We start from the raw sequence: 19,641 nt of genomic DNA, 5'->3' as shown, positions 1-19,641 counted from the left end.
GTGAATCGCGGAGAGCTCGTAGTCCTCGAGGGGGCCGAAGGGGTAGGCAAGACGACGCAGGCGCGCCGGCTTGTCGCAGAGCTTACGCGTAGTGGACTGGGTTGCGTCCATGTTCGCGAGCCGGGCGGGACGTCGCTCGGCGAGGCGATCCGCGACGTGCTGTTACGACCATTTCGTACCATTGCTCCGACGGCGGAGGCGCTGCTATTCATGGCGTCACGCGCACAACTCGTGAGCGAAAAGATTCAACCAGCTTTGGTCGCCGGCAACGTGGTAGTGCTGGATCGGTTCTTTCTCTCGACCTACGCCTATCAGATTCACGGACGCGGCCTTCCCGCGAACGAAGTGCGTGCGGCAAACCACCTGGCGGTCGGAGACCTGGCCCCCACTGTTACGATCGTGCTTCATCTTCCTGACAACGACGGCCTCGCACGCGCGGGCAAGCGTTCAGGACACGATTACATGGAACAGCTGGGCGATGAATTTCATGCGCGCGTCGGTGCTGCCTTCGACGATTTCGCGACAGCTGACTGGCAGCGGCGCCATCCGGAGTGCGGTCCGATCGTGAGTGTCGACGCGGGTGGATCACCCGACGATGTGTTTCGTCGCATCGTCGCTGCGATCGGGGTCTACGCGCCGCGACTTGGCGTCGAGCTGACGGCCGCGCTGGAGCAGGAGGTAGCGAAGTGAGTAATGGAAGGACACGCCCCAAGACGATCGTGCTTGCCGCGATTCTCGCGCTAGCGCTCGTGGCGGGTGCATGGATGTTTCAGCGTGGCACCGTCACCACCAGAGTGAACGGCACGAGACTGTTCTCTCAGGTGAGTGCGATCGTACGCGACAACTACGTCGACACGGTCAGCGACACGCGCATGTACCAGCTGGCACTGGATGGAATGTTGTCCGAGCTGGATGATCCGTACGACACGTATCTCACGCCGGAGCGGCTGGACAACCTGTCGGAGCGAACGTCGGGAAGTTACGCCGGCATCGGGCTGCAGGTGGACGTGCGCGACGGGTCGCTCGTTGTCGTCAACCCGTTGCCAGGCGGACCGGGCGAGAAGGCTGGCATTCTCACGGGCGACCGCATCGTGCAGATCGACGGCAAGACTGTTAGCGGATGGACAGCCGAGGAGGTACAGAAGCTGTTGCGTGGCGTCCCAGGGTCGGTCGTCGAGATTGCAATTCAGCATGCCGGCTCGGCGACGCCGGTGACGCTGAAGCTTACACGCGCCGCGATTCATCACAGTGCGATCAAACGCGCAGCGTTGCTTCCATCCGGCGTCGGCTATGTTGCGTTGAGCGTCTTCAGCGATTCGACGGCGCGCGAGCTCGCGGCAACGGTGGATTCGCTGGTCCATGCCGGCGCGACTTCGCTGGCGCTGGATCTGCGCTCCAACCCTGGCGGGCTGCTGGATCAGGGCGTTGCGGTGGCGGATCTCTTTCTGGATCGTGGCGAGCGCGTCGCGAGCACTTCGGGACGCGACTCCAGCGACAACGTGGTGTTCACGGATACTGCGGCGCAGCGGTGGCCAAAGCTTACGATCGCCATACTCGTGGACGACAAATCGGCGAGTGCTGCAGAAGTTGTCGCAGGTGCGTTGCAGGATCATGACCGCGCGGTCGTGCTCGGGATGACGACGTACGGCAAGGGAAGCGTGCAGCACATATTCCCCGTAACGGCTGGTGGCGCGGTACGCCTGACCACGGCTCGGTGGCGCACGCCGCTCGGTCGATTCATCTCGCGTCCTCCGCCGAACTCAGCCGCGGATAACGGCGATTCCGAGCCTGCGCGTCCCAAGTATCGTACGGATGGCGGCCGCACAGTTCTCGGTGGCGGGGGAATTACACCCGATGTCACGATTGCCGACACCACTGCATCGCCGGAGAATCTGGCGCTCATGCGCGCGCTGGGTATGAATGTGTCGCGGTTTCACGACGCGCTGACAGGCTACGCATTGGAGATCAAGGCAACCAACGCGATCAAGTCGCCGGACTTCGCCGTCACGCCGGCCATGCTCGACGAGATCTACAAGCGCATGCAGGCCCGCTCGGTCGATGTCCCCCGCAGCACTTACGATGACGCGGCACCGTTGGTCTCACGCCTGTTCGCGTATGAAGTTGCGCGGTACGTCTTCGGCGCGGAAGCAGAGTTCCGGAGAAAGGCACAGGATGACCGGGTGTTGATCGCAGCGGAGCGCCTGCTTGGTGCTTCGCGTTCGCAGGCCGACGCGCTGCACAGGGCAGGAGAGATGCAGCACGCCGGACCGAGTGAGTGAGCGAGCGAATCTTCATCATCGGGGCCGGCAAGGTCGGGCGCGGCCTCGCCTATGCGTTCAGAAGTGCAGGTTTGCAGGTGTTGGGAGTGCATGCACGAACGCCACGCGATGGCGCGACCACGAGCGGAGAGTATCCGCGCGTGATGAGCGAGGCCAACGTCATAATCCTGGCAGTTTCGGACAGTGAGCTCAACGAGGCCTGTCACACGCTCGCACTCGTTGCACGGGAAAAGGGATCCCCCATGACGCACGGCACGATCGTGCTTCACACGTCCGGCACCGTTACGCCACCGGCCCTGGAGGAGCTCAGGGGCGCTGGCTCACCGAGCGGGACGTTTCACCCGCTCGCGCCATTTTCCACCGCCGAGCGAGGCGCAGCGGCGCTACACGACGGTTGGGTCGGGATCGACGGTGATCCGACCGCGTGCGCTGCTGCACGCAGACTGGCGGCCGCGATCGGCGCCAGAACCATGAACATTCCGTCGAATGGCAAGGCGTTGTACCACGCCGCGGCCGTCATGGCGTCCAATTTTCCTGTCGTACTCGCCGCACTGGCCGCGCGCATTCTGACACACGCTGGAGTCGAGGAGCGCACGGCGGAGCAGGTGGTACAGCGGCTCATGGCTGGCGCGGTATCGAATCTCGAGCATGGATCACCGCGCAACGTTCTCACCGGGCCCGCGGCCCGCGGCGACGCGGAAGGAATCGCTGCCCATCGTGCAGCTCTGCGCGACGACCCGGAGTCACTCGCAGTCTACGACGCGCTGACGCGCGCCGCGGCGCGCCTAACCGCCGATCATGCCGCCACCATCGATGACGCGAACGTTGGGCGGCGGAGTGAACTGAAACGTTGATCGCGGGATCGTGACGTTCGTCCTGAACCGCGTCACGGTGATCTTCCTTACAAGTCCGCTCGGCTCGGTCGATTCCAGCTGACGGACCAGTCCGTCCGTGTCGTCGATCCAGAGAGTCGCCTTTGTGAAGAGAGCTGTACGTGACTTGGGTGTCAGCGTTATCGCGTGTGTTGCCTCGCCGCTGACGACGCTCGCGCCCGCGTCGGTGACATCGTAATTGCTCACGGGAGCCGATAGTATCTGCCCCATCGGGTCGACGAGCATTCCGCTCTCACCGGCCGCCGGAAGCCTGATTACCTGTCCTGGCGCGCTGCTCGGGAGATAGACCCAGAGATTCGTTCCGTCAGCGACGATGCGATCTGGATTGGTTCCCCCGAACGAGATCGAGAGCCGGTTAGGGCGACGGCGCATGAGTTCGCCGCTGGACGTCAACGTTCGATCAGTCAGGGGGTTCGTTACAGTCTGATCGAACCGAACCGCGATCGTTTCCGCGTTCGCGTACGCTGCGATTGCGCGCTGCAGTGTTGCCTCGGGCCGTTGTGCTCCGAGTGATGCGGTAACGCAGAGCATTGCCGGCGCGAGCGCGGACACGATGTAGCATGATCTCATGGCTATCGTGTACCCGCCCGGGCGGCTACCGTTCCGGTGAAGGGGGCAGCGCACGGCCGATTGCCAGCGCCACACCGCGGAGCTCGATCATGAGATCGGCGAACTGCTTGGGATACAGCGACTGCGCACCGTCCGAGAGTGCACGATCCGGCTCCGGGTGCATCTCCACGATTATGCCGTCCGCGCCAGCCGCGACCGCTGCACGTGCCATCGGTGTCACCATGTCCCGCAGTCCCGTGCCATGACTTGGATCTGCGACGATCGGAAGGTGCGACAGCTCGTGCACCATCGGAATGGAAGTGAGGTCGAACATGTTGCGCACAGCAGGATCGAAGGTTCGAACTCCACGCTCGCACAAAATCACCTGGCTGTTGCCCTCGGCGAGGATGTACTCGGCGCTTAGCAGGAGATCCGAGATCGTCGCGGCCATTCCGCGCTTGAGCAACACGGGCCGGCCGAGTTTTCCGACAGTCTTGAGCAGCGAATAATTCTGCATGTTGCGCGCGCCTATCTGAATGCAGTCGGCGTGCTCTCCAACCAGTCGCGCGCCTTCATCGTCCATCGCTTCGGTCACGATCGGAAGCCCGGTTTCTTCGCGCGCCCGAACGAGCAGCTTCAGGCCCTCCACGCCGAGTCCCTGAAACGCATATGGCGAGCTGCGTGGCTTGAATGCGCCGCCGCGAAGCGCCGTTCCGCCGGCGTCGCGCACCAGCTCGGCAGCGCGAATGATCTGGGCTTCCGATTCAACGGAGCATGGACCCGCTATCACGGGCACATCCTTGCCGCCGAACGAAACGCCGGGCGCGATCGTGACTACGGTCGACTCGGGCCGCCATTCGCGCGATACCTGCTTGTACGGCTGCGTTACATGAATGATTCGCACGACACTCGGCAACGCTTCGATCCGACCCGCATCGACGCGTCCATCGTTGCCAACAAGTCCTACTGCCGTGCGCTGCGCACCGGGCATCGGATGCGCGACGTACCCCATCTCATTTATGACCGCAACTACGCGCTCCACGTCCGCCGCGGGCGCGCCATGGCGCATGACTACAAGCATGATGCTCTCTATCTCAGGTATGGCGCCGAACCACACACGGCGTGGCGCCGTTCAGTCAATTAAACTCCAGCCGTCGCCGGCTCGGACTTTGCGGCAGGTATGGATCCGGCAATCGCCTCTTCCACCGCAGGGCCGCGCAATCGCACACTGACGATGGATGACACGCCGGGCTCCTGCATGGTTACACCGTACACTGCATCAGCCGATTCGGTCGTGGTGCGCGGGTTGTGCGTGATCACGATGAACTGTGTGTTCGCCTTGAACTCGTTCAACATCCGCACGAAGCGCCCGATGTTCGCGTCGTCGAGCGGAGCGTCAACCTCGTCCATGAGACAGAACGGACTCGGCTTCATGAGGAAGATGCCGAACAGCAGGGACAGCGCAACCAGTGCACGCTCACCGCTCGAGAGCAGATGGATTCGCTGCGTCTTCTTGCCGCGCGGAGATGCGTGGATCTCGATGTCGCTGTCGAGCGGCGCATCGGGATTCTGCAGACGCACGTCGCAGTCGCCGCCGCCGAACAACGTCATGAAGATGTGTCGGAAGTTCTCGCGCACCTGAACGAACGTGGTGAGGAACAGCTCTCGCGCCGTCGCATCGATCTCACGGATCGCCTGCTGCAGCTTGGCCCGCGCCTCGTCCAGATCTGCACGCTGCTGGCGCAGGAATTCGACGGCCTTGCTCTCCTCCTGGTGCTCCTCGATCGCAAGCGGATTGACCTGGCCGAGCGACTCGAGCTGCGCACGGAGATCGGCGGCTTCGGCCCGCAGCGAATCGTCTTCGTCTTCCAGCTGGACGCATTCGGCCATCAACTCATCCAGCGGTCGCCGCCATTCGGTTTCGAGCCGCTCACGAATCGCCGTGCGGCGGCCGGACAGCTCGGTGTAGCGCAACTCCGCGGCATGAAGCTGATCGGAAATATTCGCAGCCTCCCGCCGCACCTGATCGAGGGCATGATCGGCTTGCGATAGTGTCTCGTCCGCGAGCCGCACCGCGCGCTCCGCGTCGGACAACTGGGCTTCGGTATCGCGCAGTACGCCATCGCGTGCTTCGAGATCGAGTGCCCAGTCGGCAAGTTGCGAGGTGAGCGCGGCATCATCCTGCGAAAGCGTGCTCAGCTCCGACTGCAGCGCGGAGAGACGCGATATTGCCATCGTCTCTTCCTCGCGAAGACGGCGCTCGCGATCGGTGACGACCTGCAGCCTGGCTTGCGCCTGCGCCTGCTGCACCTGGGCCGCCGTGCGCAGCTCGCGCGTATGATCGTGAGAGCTCTCCGCCTCGCTCAATGCACGACGATGCTCCAGCAGCGTCGCGTCATGTGCATGCACCGCATCGTTGATGCGCGCGATCTCGGCCTCGATCTCCCTTGCGCGCTGCACTAGTGCCTCGGCGCGCTCGGAGAGTTTGGCGAGCGCAAGATCCGCCTCGGTCACTTCACGCGTGGCACGCTGATGACGGCGCAGAATCTCATTCACGCCCTCTTCCGCATGACGTGCCTCCCGCGCGGCGATGGCAGCAGCGTCCGCGGCAGCCGCAGATGCCTGCATCGCAACATCGAGCGCTTCACGCGCACCGCTCGCGATCGCCGCGGCGTTCCGAAGGTTTGCGGCGGCGGTCTCCATCTCACGCGTGATATCGGTGAGCTCCGCGCGACGACGCAGAGGTCCGGGGCCAGCTACACTTGCTGGCAGCCATACAGCGCCGCGCGCGTCGACGAACGCCGTGGCCTCCTCGACCGCGCGAACGTCGCCGAGCAGCGCGCGTACCCAACCCGCGGCGACAGGGTCGGTCGCATTGACGAGCGTGGCGAGATCGTCGGGTGCGGTCTGCGAGGTCGAGGCGAACGTCGCGTCGACGGGAAGCAACAGCAGCGGGCCCGGCTGCGTGGCCACGTGCCACGCACGGATCGTATCCGCGGCTGAGCGGTCGCGCACCAGCACCGCATGCACCGTCGCGCCCAGATATCGCTCGATAAGCGCGGCGGGAACGGATCCCGCACTGATGTAATCGCTGAGCGGGCCGAGGATGGCTCCGTCGGCAAACTTGCCGCGCTCGCGCAGCAATTTTGCCGCCGCGGGTGCCAGGCCCACGCGCTCGCGCTCGAGTGCCTGGAGTGCGTGTGCACGGCCTTCCAGCGCGGCGTGCGCTTCTTCCGCGCGGAGTGCATCGCTGCGTGCTACAGAATCGGCCTCGCGCGCTGCTCGAACATCGGCTTCGGCGGAGTCGCGAATGTCGGCGGTCTCCACCACGCGAACGCGTGCCACGTCGAGCGCGACGCGCGCATCCTCGACTTCCCGCGCAACGAGCTCGGCGGCATCGAACAACTGCAACTGCTCGTTCCTTATCGCCTCGTGACGACGTAGCACATCCTGTCGCTCGCGCTCTGCAGCGTCGCGATCCATCGTCAGACGGTGGACCTGCTCCCGCAGCTCACGCGCGCGCCGCTCGGCCTGCTCCACAGCGCCGCGCGCTGCCGAGAGTGCCGTTCGGGCGATTTCCTCGCTGGTGGCGCGCTCGCTGAGCTGCTCGCTGAGCGCGGAGAGATCCGCCTCCAGCTGAGCGCGCGAAGCGGCTGCTTCCGACAGCTCGGTCTCGACACGCTGCGCAGTGTCACCGCGCTCGCGCCGCTCTTCTTCCGCACGCTCGCGATGGGCGGCAGCGTTGCGGCGACGCTCTTCGGCGACGGCGATCTCGCCACGAAGCTGTTGTGCGCGCTCCCGTTGCTCGGCAACGAGGCGCGCGAGCTCGCTACGGCCGCCCTCGGCAGTCGCGCGTGCGGCGTGCGCGGTATCGCGTGCGCCTTCTGCTGCAAACACACGCTCGTGCTCCGTCGGCGCTGACTCACGCAGCGCGGCGAGCCGGTCGCGAAGCTCGTCCAGCTCGGTGCTCCAGGCCGCCATCTCGCGCGCTGCGAGTGTGATGTCGACCGAAAACCGGCGACTCGTCAGCTCCGCGTGTCGCTCGGCGCGCTTGCGCTGACGGGCGAGAGAGCGAACGTGGCTTTCCTTCTCGTTCAGGAGATCGCCGAGTCGGGCCAGATCGACAGTGGTCTCCTCCAACCGGCGCTCCGTGCTGCGCTTGCGGTCGCGGTAGAGGCCGATGCCGGCCGCTTCCTCGAATAGCTCACGACGGTCGTCGGGACGATCGGAGAGCAGAGCGTCGAGCATGCGTGATTCGATCACGACGCCGGAATCAGCGCCGAGTCCCGTGCCGCGGACCATGTCCTGAATGTCGCGCAGCCTGGCCGGTGACCGGTTGATGAAGTAGTCGCTCTCGCCGGACCGGCTCAGCCGGCGCGTGATGACGACCTCGCGGAACGGAACGTTGAAGCCGCCGTCCTCGTTGTCGAAATGCAGTGAGACTTCGGCAATGTTCACCGCCTTGCGCGCGGAAGAACCCTGGAAGATCACGTCCTCCATCTTGCCGCCGCGCAGCGTACGTGCACGCTGCTCGCCCAATACCCAGCGCACGGCGTCCGACACGTTGGACTTGCCAGAGCCGTTGGGGCCCACGATTGCCGTGGCTCCTGGCTCGAAGACCAGTTCAGTGTGATCGGCGAAAGACTTGAATCCGTGCAGCTCGAGTTTGGTCAACCGCAATTACGGTGTTCTCCCTGTGCGATATACGAGTGTAGGTGTGAGCTTTTCAGCACGCAGCGTCAGCATCAATGCAGCCGCGTCTTCCGGCCGCTCGAAGGCGCCCGCGTAGAGTTTGAGCGATCCGTCCTTCTGTGCCAGGACGTACGAGCCCCACTTTCTGGCTTCCGGATATTTCCTGACGAGCTCGCTGGGCCTTCCAACCGCCGAGCTGTCTATCAGGAGGGCGTACGGCGTGCGCACGACGGTGCCAAGCTGTGGCGTCGGCGTAACGTTCTTGTGCCGCAGCACGGCGAGCTCGGCGTCGGCTTCGTTTCTCATCGGGTATGCGCCGACGATCAGCTTGAAATATCTATCACGATTGGGTCCCACCGGTACCGGTGAAATGGTGCCGGCCGGAAGAATGTCACGAAAGCGGGCGAGTGTCTCGTTCGCGTCGTCCTTCGAATTCCATGCCGTCACCTCGACAGCGTACGCGGATGCAGAGGCCGAGTCCGCCGGATTCGCGGGTGGGGGAACCGTAACCGAATCTACGGGCGCGACGACGGGTGGCGCCACGACCACCGGCGCCGGCTGCCTGAATGCAGGCTTCCTGGTGGTGCTGGACGCCTCGTTCGCGAAGCGGAAATAGAGTCCCGCGCCGACCAGTGCCACGAGCAGCAGCAGGAGTGCCGCGATCTTCCAGATCGGCAGTGGATTCTTGACCGGGCCTCGCGGCCTCGCGTGCAATGCGTTCGGCACTCGCGCCAGAACGTTTATGTACGGAGCGAAATCCAGCGGAGTCGCACCAACCAGCACGACGCCATCCAGCTGGTCGATCAGTTCCTTGAGACCGGGAGCGTCTGCCGGTGCGACCAGCAACAGCAGTGCACCGACTTCGCGGAATCCGTTCGCCAACCGCTGCCAGCGCGAGTTGCGATAGATCTCCGGATCGGCCACGCTGCCCGTTCCGCTTGGCATGATGAACAGATTGCCAGTGGTGTCGATTGGCTGCGCGATCTTGTTGAGGGACACACCGAAGGTGAAGCTGTCCGAGATGCCGTGCGGATCGTCGCTCGTCACGAGTGCCTGAATCGGCTCGATCTCACCAACCAGATCACCGATCGCGATCCGCCGGTGCTCGGCTTCCGCGAGACCGATTCCGATGGCGACGTGGGCCGCCGCGAGTGCGTCGGTTCCGGTTACGACGGCTGCGGAATAGCTGCCGAGCATGGGGGCAATCTGCCGGCCGGCGGCCTCCCAACCCGTTCCGTGATTTCCCGTGTCGGTGGACACTGGCGTCGACACTGGCGTGGTCTTGATCATGGCTGTCCGGGAAATACCCAGTAGGACCTCTTTGAATCGCGGCCGATCTGCTCAGCCGCCGCGCGATTCGGATACGGACCAAGTACTACGCGATAGATGGTGGTACCCGCGCGTTGCGAAGGTACTACTCGAGCCCGCGTACCGCCCACAGAGATGCTGTCGGCGAGTATGCGTGCCTTGCTCTCGTTGAGAAGCGCTGCAAACGAGACAGTGAACGGCGCCGCGGCCGACGCCGTGGGTGGCGGAGCGGCGGCAGGAAGCGCCGGCACGTGCGCCGCCTGGTGCGGCGGCTGTGCGGGCTGTGCTGCAGCTGCGACTGCAGCTGCGACTGGAGCTGCGACTGGAGCTGCCGTCGCCGGTTTCGGGGCCGTGTCGGCCGTCGCAACATGTGCCGAATCCGCCGCACGCCGTGCGGAATCAGTCGTCGTCGTGTCGGCGGTCGCGAAGGAAACGGGCTGATCGACGCCAGCGGCGCGCGGCCGGAATCCATTCCAGAACGTGAAGTACCAGAAGTCGCTCGCTCCCCCGGCGACCGTGCGCACTGCCTGCAGGGTCTCGCCGTCGACGAAGATCACGTCGCGGCCGGAATTCAGCGCGATCGCGCCGTCGGGAGCGGTTGCCGGAAGATCTTCCGTCCACTTCGTGCGCACCGACCCGACCACATGATTCGTGGCGACTGCGATAACCCAGGCGGAATCACCGCGCGCGGGTCGCGCAATCACGTAACGGCCCAGTCCGTCCATGCGGAGATCCGAGATCTCTCCGGGAAGTTGAACCGTGGACGCGACCTTGTCGGTGTATCGGTCGACCACAGCGAGCGACGAGTCGCCGGTCGTCGCCACGTAAATTCTGTCGCCGCTCGGAGTCGGTGCCAGCGCCACGATGTGTCCGCGCACACGGATCGAAGGAACCTCGCTCAGGTCGCGTCCACGCACTCCCACGAGCGCGGTATCGGTCGCGACGTAAACGCGGTCACCCACCTGCGCGTGAACGCCGCGCATGGTGATGGGAAGCGTGACTGTGTCGCGGAGCTTGGTGTCCGGCGGATGGATGAGCCAGAGAACTGCATCGTTTCCGTGCTGGGCGTCGATCACGAGGCCGCCATCTGCCTGCGGGAAGACGGCGCGCGCAGGGTAGGGCGGCGTGAACTTCCAGTCCCCCGAGCGGGTGAGTCGAATGACCGTTCCCTTGTCGTCGACTCCGTATATGTCGGTTCCCGTCGGGGCGGTCAACGAAGCGAGCTGCGCCTTGGTCGCAACTGCGGATGCGCTCATCCGCAGGTCCACGCGCCCTGGCTGGCCCTTGGCGTCTACGATGGCGAGCGCGCCGCCTTCCGGGTCGAAGCCCAGGACGCGGTCTACGGAGGTAGTACGGCCCGTCCAGATGACGGAATCGAGCCGCGGATAGAGGTAGGCTCGGACGGTGCCGCCCTTTCGGGGCAGCCGGATCAGAACTGGATCGGGACCGCGGGCGGCCTCAGCGCGAGCCGCATTTCCTACGGTGTCCGTATTCGCTTTGCGCTCTCGGCCGCAGGCAATTGCGGAGAGAAGCAGCAAGGAGATGGAGAGCCGTCTGTGCACCGCGGGAATTTAACCGATGAAGCGCGTCTTCGGGACGGTTCCAGCAGCGGAAACGCTTCTCACCGAGCCATTCGTGCCGGCAATTCATCGCCCCCCTGCATCGCGCGGATTCTCCCACGCGTTGGGGCCATGGACGACGACCGGATTCGACACCGTCACGCGGCAGGCGTAAACGACGGTGGCAAAGGTAGGGCGCGGATACATCCGCGCCTGCCCTTAATAAGCCACGCCCAGCGAAAACGTCCAGTTGTAGCCCGTATATCCCGGCCGGTCCAACGGCCGTGCGATCGACCAGTTCAGTATCGCGAGATTGAACAGATTCACGCGAATTGTCCCGCCATAGCTGCGCAGGAAGTATCTGTCGATGTCCAGATTCGGGTTGAAGTTGCGCGGCCGCGCGAAGTGGATCGCCTGGCCCGCGTTCCATGCAAGGCCCGCATCATAGAACAGTGCGCCGTCGACGGGAGGTATCCCGATCGGAAGCGCTCCCAGATCGAAGCGCCGGATAATGGGGAAGCGCAGCTCCTCGTTGAACACAACTGCGCGCGTTCCGATCAGCTGCGGCGCCGAGCAGCCGTTTGCATACACGCTGCCCGTGTTGAGGAACGACGAACACGAATAGCCGCCGTAGAAGCTCGACTGGTCGTACCCGCGCACGAAGTCCGGACTGCCAACGTAGATCGGAAGCTGGAATGCGTCGCGCCCGTAGGAGCCATCGAAGAAGAGACGTGTCGCGAATGTCAGCGTATTGAACACGACCGGATCGTATCGCCGGTAGTCGGCCGTGTAATTCATGAACTTGAGGTTGCCGATCGCGGGCGACACCGCGAAGCGCATGCGCCGGCCACTTACTGGCCCAGTGACGCCGAACAGCGAGTTGTCGGTAACGTACGCCGCGTTCGGTGACAGGAAGGACAGCGTGCCGAGTGACTGCCCGTTGGTCTGGGAGAAATTGCCGAGGTAGTCGTACGTCTGCGTAACGAAGCCGCGCCCGATCGCGCTTGCGCCGAGTCCAAGCTCGAACCGCTGGAACCGGTTCAACGGATACGCCGCCGTGATCGATGCGCTTCGTATTACGTAACGCAGGAACTGGAATTGATACTGCGAACCATCGGGTGACACCTGCGCGGCCGTGTTGAGATACGCAACATCCTGCGACACCCCAGTTATGTACTGCCAGCGGTGGGCCATGTTGGCGTAGGCCAGGAGCAGACTCGCATCCTGGATCCGGCCGTATACACCGCCGCCGACCGCAAGCTGGTGATCGCCAGTCAGATCGCTGAAGACGAGCGTCGTTCCGCCACCATACTGCGTGCCGTATCCGCCGCCAGTCGACACACCGACCGTGCCGCCGGATATGTAATCCGGCTGGAAGCTCACACGATACGGGTAATCCTTGAACGTGAGTGTGTCCGGCATTCCCGTCACAGGGTCGGCCAGAAGTGTAGCGACGCTCGACACGTTGGTACTGTCGGATTTCTCCGCTTCCGACAGCGTCCCCGATTGGCGCGCGCCACTCGCGGATCTGTAGGTCGACGTAGCATTGCTCGGACGACCTGGTGTCGAATCGCGAACCGCGGTCGTCGGCGCACCGGCGACGGCGACTGTAGCTGCAGGCTGCGCAGGAATCGCCGTCGCATACTGCCGCGGATGATCGATGTACCAGACCGTGAAGTCGTTGCGATCGAAGTAAGTGAAGGCGAGTCGATCGGTCGCGCGCGACCAGCTCATCACGGGACTCGTCTCGGTGAACTGGCTGACTCCGGACTGCACATTCGTCACGCGCAGATCCTGATTCGACTCGAGATCGTGCAGATAGATGTTGGGTGTTCCATTGCGATCGGACACGTACGCGATGGACTTGCTGTCCGGCGACCACACCGGATTGATGCTGAGTCCTGTCTGTCCCGGAAGCACTTCGCTCGTACCGCTCTGCAGGTCGTACACGGCGATCTGCATCTTGCCCAGCTTCAGCGTCGGGAGATCGGTGCTCGCGCGATCCGTGGCGTACGCGATGCGCGTTCCGTCAGGTGACCACGATGGCATCTCGTCACCGTAACGGTCGCTGGTCAGACGGCGCAGGTTCTTGCCGTCGACATCGACGATGTAGAGATCCGTGATTCCGTCGGCAAAGCCGCTGAAGACGATGTGCTTGCCGTCCGGCGAATATGACGGACTCAGCACTCCGTCCAGCGGAAGCTTGTCGTACTGTACCACGTCACCGGTTGCGACGTCGGCGATCGAGAGTACGTCACGTCCTTCCGTCTGTGCGGTGAACGCGAACTTCTTGCTGTCAGGCGAGAAGGAGCCCTGCGAATACAGCAATCGCAGCTCCTCGAACCGGGGATTGGTCGTCGTCTTCACCAATCGCTTTATTCGCTTGCCGGTGGTCGCATCGCCAAGGTACAGATCGATGAATATCTCACCCTTCTTCACGCTTCCGTTGGACAGAAACGCGATGGTCTTTCCGTCCGGTGACAGGACCGGCGCGATGAAGATCGAGCCCCCCGTGATCTTCGGGGTGAGCAGCGGAGTCGCAAAGTCGCGCACGCGCTGCATCGACGCGAGCTGCGGAAGGTACTGCTCGCGCGTCGCTGCACGCCACTGGTCGCTCAACTGGGGAAGGGTGATGCCGAGCTCGTGCTCGAAGCCGCGGTCGATCCCCATCGTCGTCACGCTCTGCAGTATCTCGCCGATCGCACCGTCGCCCCAGCGCTCGCCGATGTAGCGCCAGAGCGCCTCACCGTACCGATACGGGAAGTAGTCGTTCGGGTCGTCCGTCATCTGCTTGATCGTGGGCATGCTGCCGTTCTCGACTGCATTCCTGATCCACATGGTCGTCAGCGGATGATTCGGTCCGAGCGACAGGTACTCGGCCATCCCCTCCATGAACCAGCCGGGCGGATTCACCTGCTCGAGGTTCTGGATGTTCGCGCCAGCTTTGCCCTCCGCAAACACGTCGAATTGAAACTGGTGCACCATCTCGTGCGTCAGCACGTGCTCGAAGCTGTCGTAGTCGCCTGTAAACGGGAGCTCGATTCTCTGACGCATCGGCTCCGTTACGCCGCCGACGCCCTCGCCCAGATCACCGTTGATGTTGCTCTGACCGAAATCCTGGCGCGAAGCGTAGAGCAGGATGGGCTTCTTTTCGCGGAACTGATGCCCAAGCAGGCGCGAAAGACGGGAGTACGACCGCTCGGCCATGCGCGCTGCGTCGTGCACCGGGAGCTTTTCTTCGGGATAGTAGTGAATCAGGAAGTGCTCGGTCTCCAGAACACGCCAGCGGAAGTAGCGGTATTTGACCTGATTCTGCCCGAAATAACGCTGTGCGCTCGCTGGTGCTGCGGAAACCAGCATCGCAGCAGCGGCCAGCACCCCGAACACCCGCGACGCGACAGTCATTTTATGCTCTCCGTGACTTGCTCAGCCTTGACCGGGACGACTTCCGCGTCGCCCCACAGCCGCTCGAGCTGGTAGAAATCGCGCAACGTGGGGTGAAAGATGTGCACCAGGAAATCGACGTAATCCAGAAGCACCCACCGCCCCTGACTCAATCCCTCGACGTGATGCGCACGCATTCCCTGCTTGCGCAATTCGGCCATCACGTGCTCCGCGATCGAGCGCACGTGCGTGTCTGAAGTGCCGCTTGCAATCAGAAAGCAATCAGTCATGTCGCTGACACCTTCGAGATTCAGGATGACTACGTCGTTTGCTTTTACGTCGACACATACGGCCGCTGCGCGTTGCGCTGCGGCGAGGGAAGTCGAAACGGTTGTGGCGGCCATTCTACTCCTGAAACGGGATTCGGATTACGGTTTTCAGCCGGTATACTCCACGGCGCTAATTCTACACACGAAACAGCATTTCGTGCGCCAGCGGCAGAGCCTGGGATCACATTCTGGGGCCAACGGCGGCAAGGGATCGGTGTATGGTAATACGACTGCGGGGGACAGCGGGTTGTTAAGACCGTCCGTCCCCCGATTTGCGTCACAAGGCGCTTAGCGTCGTCGCCGCGAAACGACCCCTTACTGCTTGATGACCCAGACCTTGATCTCGGGATGCACGTCAGCGTGCAGTCTTACCGCCACGCGGTAGACGCCGAGGGCCTTGATCGGCTCGTGGAGCTCGATCTGGCGCTTCTCCACATGCAGCCCCTGAGCGGCGAGCTGAGCGGCGATATCGCTCGACGTGACCGAGCCAAACAGCTTGCCCTCCTCGCCGACGCGTGCGGAGAAGGTGAGTGATACCTGTTCCAGCTTTTCCGCGAGCTCGCGCGCCGATCCGCGGCGTGCCTCTTCGGCGGACTCGAGCCGCTGGCGCTCCTGTTCGATCTTGCGCTTGTTGCCCTCGGTCGCGAGATACGCGACGCCGCGGGGGAGGAGATAGTTGCGGCCGTAACCGTTGGAGACGCTCACGACGTCGCCCGTATGGCCGAGCTTCTCGACCGCCTGCCGAAGAATGACTTCCATGTTTACCTCAACTCCGTTTGTTGAACGTCTTGTTGAACGTCAATCACCTGGTCGTATCCACATTCGCGCGAGTCCGCCAGTCCATCCACGTATCGCCTACACCAACACCCAGCGCCAGCGCTCCGAGCATGAGCGGCGCGAAGACCGTCATGACTATGAGGAGCGTCGCAGCCCACTTCCCGCGTGTCATGAACGACAGTACGCCGACACCGCGGAAGAGGTACAGGGCACCGAAGAACACCAGCAAGTTCAGTCCAGCATCCCGTCCGTCCGCGAATACCGGAAGGAAGAAGATCGTTGCACCAACGGCCAGACCCCAGATGAGCTGGTCGTTGAAGCGAAACTGCTTTACCGCGCCGAGTGCCGGCCCGAGATCGGCCGAGGCAACTCGGTGATAGATCACCCACGCCAGCACCAGAGCCAGTAGCGACTCCAGCGCCACCAATGCCGGAACCGTACGTGCGGAGCGGTTCGCGATGGTACGCAGGTCAGCCTCGTTGGACTTGACCATGCTGTCGAGACTGGGACTGCGCTCGACCGCACGTTGCCATACCGGCGAGGCGGCCATGTCGTTCACGACGGCCACGGTTTCGTCCGTGCGCCGGTTGAACTCCGTCTTCATCACCGACCGGACCGACGGAATCCCATCAGGCGTCGAGATTGTGACCGCGAACGCCACGACCGATGCGATTCCGAGAGCGGACAGTGCCCTTACCAGAAACTTGTCACCCGGTGTCAGCAGCGACGCCAGGCCGAACGACGCCGCCAGCAGCAACGTCCATCCGTGTACCAGGGATCGGTAGCTGCCAGGCCCGGGTCCGACCGGGCTTGTGGCGGCATACCAACCCAGAATGATCGCGACGGCGGCCAGCCAGATGCCGCCACCGTTCCACCAGCCGAGCGCCGCACAAACCGCGAGCGTCGCAGCGAGCAGGATCCACGTTTCCGTGATTGGTACCACCGACCGCAGTGCGCTCGGGAAGTCCGGGAGCACCAGGAAGGCGAAGAGCGCCAGGAGCGCGGCCCGCCAACCGGGTGCGAGGAGACGTGACACAGCTCGATCGAGCGCCTGGCTAGGCGCCCTGGCTCCTCGTGTACGGAAGCAGCGCGAGGTAGCGAGCACGCTTGATGGCGCGCGCCAACTGCCGCTGATGCCGGGCATCGACGCCGCTCAGGCGGCCGGGAAGGATCTTGCCATTCTCGGTTATGAAGCGGCTGAGAAAGCGCTCGTCCTTGTAGTCGATGAAGCGAATGCCGGCTTCCAGAACCGGTGAGACCTTCTTGTTGCGTCTGGCCATGGGTTAGTCCTCGTCCTCGTCGTCTTCTTCTTCCGCCAGGGCGCGGGCGCGCGCGGCGTTGGCTTCGACACGGTCGGCGGGAACGCCGAGCTCGTGCTCGTAGAGGCTGATGAGATAGCGGATGACGCCGTCATCGAGTTTGAGCGAGCGCTCGAACTCGGGAAGGGTCGTGGTGTCGGCGGCGAAGCGCGCGACGACATAGTAGCCGTTCTCGTGGCGGCCGATCTTGTAGGCCAGCTGACGGCGGCCCCAGATGTCGAGCTTGGCGTCTTCGGTGAGGCTGAGCAGGCCATGATGGCGGCTCAGCTTCTCGGTGATGGCGGCGTCTTCGAGTGCAGAATCGAAGATGTACACCGCCTCGTATTCACGAGTCATGTGCTGGCAATCCTCCTTGTGGTCATAACCGCCCCCGGGTGGTTGCCGGAACCGAGGGAAGGGATGGGTTTTTGTGTAGCCTTCTAATATAGTTGGGCGCCGCGTCGGAGACCAACTCGGGTAAAGAAGCTTTCCGGCCCGAGGCGTGGTCACAAACATGATCAGGACGGCAAACGGCTAAGCCCTGAGTCGCCGCGCTAGCCTTTCCGCATCCACGTCACCGTGCGGTGCCAGCGGACGCCAGAATTTGTAGACGTACTTGTTCCACCCTGCGAGGTTGCGTCCGCTCTGCGCGATGGGGATCAGTCGGCGAGCCGGTATCGCGAGCAATCGACGCCGCATTCGATGCCCGAGTGCATGACCGTCCCTCTGCCGAAACTGCGCCCAGCCGATCGATCCGCTGAAGCCTGCGGGACCGAATTCGTCCGATTCGAGCAGGTCCTCGACGAACACGCGCAGCGAGCCCTCGAAGGTGCCGAGCACGTCGTGCATCGCGACGACTGCGCCGTCGGCCAGAAATGGCATGAACATCTCGACGTCTGCATGCGCGCCTGCATAGGTATGATCGCCGTCGATCCAGAGGAAACGTATCGGCCCTTTCCACGTCGCGGCCACCTCGTGCGAAAATGCGCGGTGCGGGATTACGTGCGTGCTGCTGCCCGTGCGCTCGATGTGCGCGATGAACTCGTCGTACGACGTCGCAGCGCCATGCAGATCGGGATCCGTTGACGACGGCGACGTGTGGGGATCTATCGCGTGCACGGGCTCCAGCTCGAGCATACGAGCGACGGTCCCGAGTCCAACTGTAGAGCGGCCCTTGAAGCTTCCGATCTCTATGTTCGCCCCTTCCGCAGGAGCAAGCGCGAGCGCGGTCATGATGAATCGAGCCTCGCGCTCCGACAGATATCCCGGCGTATCACGCACGTGCGACCAACCCTGATCTACCGCATCGTTGACGCGCCGGATATCTATCATCTAGACGTTGAACTTGAACAGAAGCACATCGCCATCCTTCACGACGTATTCCTTTCCTTCGGAGCGCACATCTCCCTTTTCGCGCGCGTCCTTCCATCCGCCATCGGCAATGAAGGCGTCGAATGAGACTGTATCAGCCTTGATGAAGCCCCGCTCGAAGTCGGTGTGGATCACGCCCGCTGCCTGCGGCGCGGTATCGCCGCGATGGATGGTCCACGCACGCACTTCCTGCTCGCCGGCGGTGAAATACGTCTGCAATCCAAGCAGATGGTATCCCGCGCGGATGAGGCGATCCAGTCCAGCGCTCTCCAGTCCAAGCGACGCAAGAAAATCGCCCCGATCTTCCGGCGGCAGCTCGGCGAGCTCCGCCTCGATCTTGGCGGAGAAGGGAACGATCTCGGCTTCCTCGCCACTCGCGGCAACAGCGGCGCGCAGTGCCGCCAGATATGGGCCTTCCTCGCCAGTAAGCTCGGCGTCGCTGACATTCGCCGCGTACAACACCGGCTTCACCGTCAACAATGTCAGTGGCGCGAGCACTTCCTTCTCGTGCGGCGTGAGCGACGCATGCCAGAGTCCGCGTCCTTCCTTCAGGAAATCATTTGCGCGTTCGAGCACGACAAGCTCCGTCGCTGCATCCTTGTCTCCGGTCTTGGCAGTGCGACGCGTCTTGTCGAGGCGCTTCTCGAGCGTTCCCAGGTCCGCGATGGCCAGCTCGAACTCGATCACCTCGCGATCGCGTGCGGGATCGACACTGCCCATCACGTGCGTCACGTCCTCGTCGTCAAAGCAGCGCACGACGTGAACAATCGCGTCGGTCTCTCGAATGTTCGCGAGAAACTTGTTGCCGAGTCCCTCACCGTCTGCCGCGCCCTTGACGAGGCCGGCGATGTCAACGAACTGAACGACTGCGGGGACGATCTTCTTCGGGTGCACGATCTCGGCGAGCTTGCCGAGCCGGGCGTCGGGAACTTCCACCATGCCGACATTTGGCTCGACGGTGCAGAACGGATAGTTCGCCGCCTCGGCACTCGCAGCGGTGAGTGCGTTGAAGAGCGTCGATTTTCCGACATTGGGAAGGCCTACGATGCCGAGCTTTAACATTTGATCCTGGAAATAGAAATATTACGCGTACTTTCTGCTGGCTCCGTCATTGCCGCTTTCGCAGGAATGACGATGGACAGACGGGTCTTTCATCTCGCGGCGGTAACGAAATCCTGCGGAGTCCGTCCCCACTCCGTCCC

General features: G+C 63.4%; 17 protein-coding genes. 4 read left to right on the top strand and 13 right to left on the bottom strand.

The annotated features are described in order from the left end of the window. From tmk to V4529_10000, 3 genes are read left to right on the top strand one after another with little or no spacing between them, the layout of a single operon-like run. On the top strand, positions 1-690 hold the full coding sequence (tmk, locus tag V4529_10010) for a dTMP kinase (GenBank protein MES2358660.1): 690 nt from the start codon (positions 1-3) through the stop codon (positions 688-690). After that, on the top strand, positions 687-2,279 hold the full coding sequence (locus V4529_10005; GenBank protein ID MES2358659.1) for a S41 family peptidase: 1,593 nt from the start codon (positions 687-689) through the stop codon (positions 2,277-2,279). The genes tmk and V4529_10005 overlap by 4 nt, the downstream gene beginning before the upstream one ends. Then, the gene (locus tag V4529_10000; GenBank protein ID MES2358658.1) at positions 2,276-3,133 is read left to right on the top strand and encodes a Rossmann-like and DUF2520 domain-containing protein; all 858 of its coding nucleotides are present in this window, start codon (positions 2,276-2,278) and stop codon (positions 3,131-3,133) included. The genes V4529_10005 and V4529_10000 overlap by 4 nt, the downstream gene beginning before the upstream one ends. Here V4529_10000 and V4529_09995 read toward each other — a convergent pair. From V4529_09995 to V4529_09975, 5 genes are read right to left on the bottom strand one after another with little or no spacing between them, the layout of a single operon-like run. Further along, complete coding sequence (locus V4529_09995) at positions 3,065-3,742, bottom strand: outer membrane lipoprotein carrier protein LolA (GenBank protein MES2358657.1); 678 nt, start codon at positions 3,740-3,742, stop codon at positions 3,065-3,067. The genes V4529_10000 and V4529_09995 overlap by 69 nt on opposite strands. Positions 3,743-3,767: 25 nt before the next feature. Next, positions 3,768-4,802: a 3-deoxy-7-phosphoheptulonate synthase gene (gene aroF / locus V4529_09990; protein MES2358656.1), complete on the bottom strand. Its 1,035-nt coding sequence runs from the start codon at positions 4,800-4,802 to the stop codon at positions 3,768-3,770. A gap of 59 nt (positions 4,803-4,861) precedes the next feature. After that, positions 4,862-8,401 (bottom strand): chromosome segregation protein SMC, encoded by a 3,540-nt coding sequence (gene smc, locus V4529_09985; GenBank protein ID MES2358655.1) that lies wholly within the window; start codon positions 8,399-8,401, stop codon positions 4,862-4,864. After that, positions 8,402-9,703, bottom strand: a complete 1,302-nt coding sequence (locus V4529_09980) for a hypothetical protein (GenBank protein ID MES2358654.1) — start codon at positions 9,701-9,703, stop codon at positions 8,402-8,404. Continuing rightward, the gene (locus V4529_09975) at positions 9,700-11,283 is read right to left on the bottom strand and encodes an SPOR domain-containing protein (protein MES2358653.1); all 1,584 of its coding nucleotides are present in this window, start codon (positions 11,281-11,283) and stop codon (positions 9,700-9,702) included. The genes V4529_09980 and V4529_09975 overlap by 4 nt, the downstream gene beginning before the upstream one ends. Before the next feature lie 16 nt (positions 11,284-11,299). On the opposite strand from V4529_09975, the gene V4529_09970 reads away from it, so the two are divergent. After that, positions 11,300-11,455, top strand: a complete 156-nt coding sequence (locus tag V4529_09970; GenBank protein ID MES2358652.1) for a hypothetical protein — start codon at positions 11,300-11,302, stop codon at positions 11,453-11,455. A gap of 44 nt (positions 11,456-11,499) precedes the next feature. Here the strand turns inward: V4529_09970 and V4529_09965 are convergent, their stop codons facing one another. The 8 genes from V4529_09965 to ychF form a co-directional block, all read right to left on the bottom strand. After that, positions 11,500-14,685 carry a DPP IV N-terminal domain-containing protein gene (locus V4529_09965; protein MES2358651.1) on the bottom strand — a complete coding sequence of 1,062 codons (3,186 nt, stop codon included), beginning with the start codon at positions 14,683-14,685 and terminating at the stop codon, positions 11,500-11,502. Continuing rightward, on the bottom strand, positions 14,682-15,068 hold the full coding sequence (gene rsfS / locus V4529_09960) for a ribosome silencing factor (GenBank protein MES2358650.1): 387 nt from the start codon (positions 15,066-15,068) through the stop codon (positions 14,682-14,684). Before rsfS ends, V4529_09965 begins: the two co-directional genes overlap by 4 nt. A gap of 240 nt (positions 15,069-15,308) precedes the next feature. Then, complete coding sequence (gene rplI, locus V4529_09955; GenBank protein MES2358649.1) at positions 15,309-15,752, bottom strand: 50S ribosomal protein L9; 444 nt, start codon at positions 15,750-15,752, stop codon at positions 15,309-15,311. 43 nt (positions 15,753-15,795) lie between these two features. Then, positions 15,796-16,806, bottom strand: a complete 1,011-nt coding sequence (locus V4529_09950; GenBank protein ID MES2358648.1) for a DUF2232 domain-containing protein — start codon at positions 16,804-16,806, stop codon at positions 15,796-15,798. Between the two features lie 19 nt (positions 16,807-16,825). Next, complete coding sequence (gene rpsR, locus V4529_09945; protein ID MES2358647.1) at positions 16,826-17,050, bottom strand: 30S ribosomal protein S18; 225 nt, start codon at positions 17,048-17,050, stop codon at positions 16,826-16,828. Positions 17,051-17,053: 3 nt separating this feature from the next. Then, the gene (gene rpsF / locus V4529_09940) at positions 17,054-17,425 is read right to left on the bottom strand and encodes a 30S ribosomal protein S6 (GenBank protein MES2358646.1); all 372 of its coding nucleotides are present in this window, start codon (positions 17,423-17,425) and stop codon (positions 17,054-17,056) included. Positions 17,426-17,602: 177 nt separating this feature from the next. After that, positions 17,603-18,400 carry a class I SAM-dependent methyltransferase gene (locus tag V4529_09935; protein ID MES2358645.1) on the bottom strand — a complete coding sequence of 266 codons (798 nt, stop codon included), beginning with the start codon at positions 18,398-18,400 and terminating at the stop codon, positions 17,603-17,605. Beyond that, on the bottom strand, positions 18,401-19,501 hold the full coding sequence (gene ychF, locus V4529_09930) for a redox-regulated ATPase YchF (protein ID MES2358644.1): 1,101 nt from the start codon (positions 19,499-19,501) through the stop codon (positions 18,401-18,403). Positions 19,502-19,641: the final 140 nt, after the last annotated feature.

This window comes from Gemmatimonadota bacterium, from assembly GCA_040388625.1.
GTDB lineage: Bacteria > Gemmatimonadota > Gemmatimonadetes > Gemmatimonadales > Gemmatimonadaceae > Fen-1247.
This window is presented reverse-complemented; position numbering and strand designations above follow the sequence as displayed.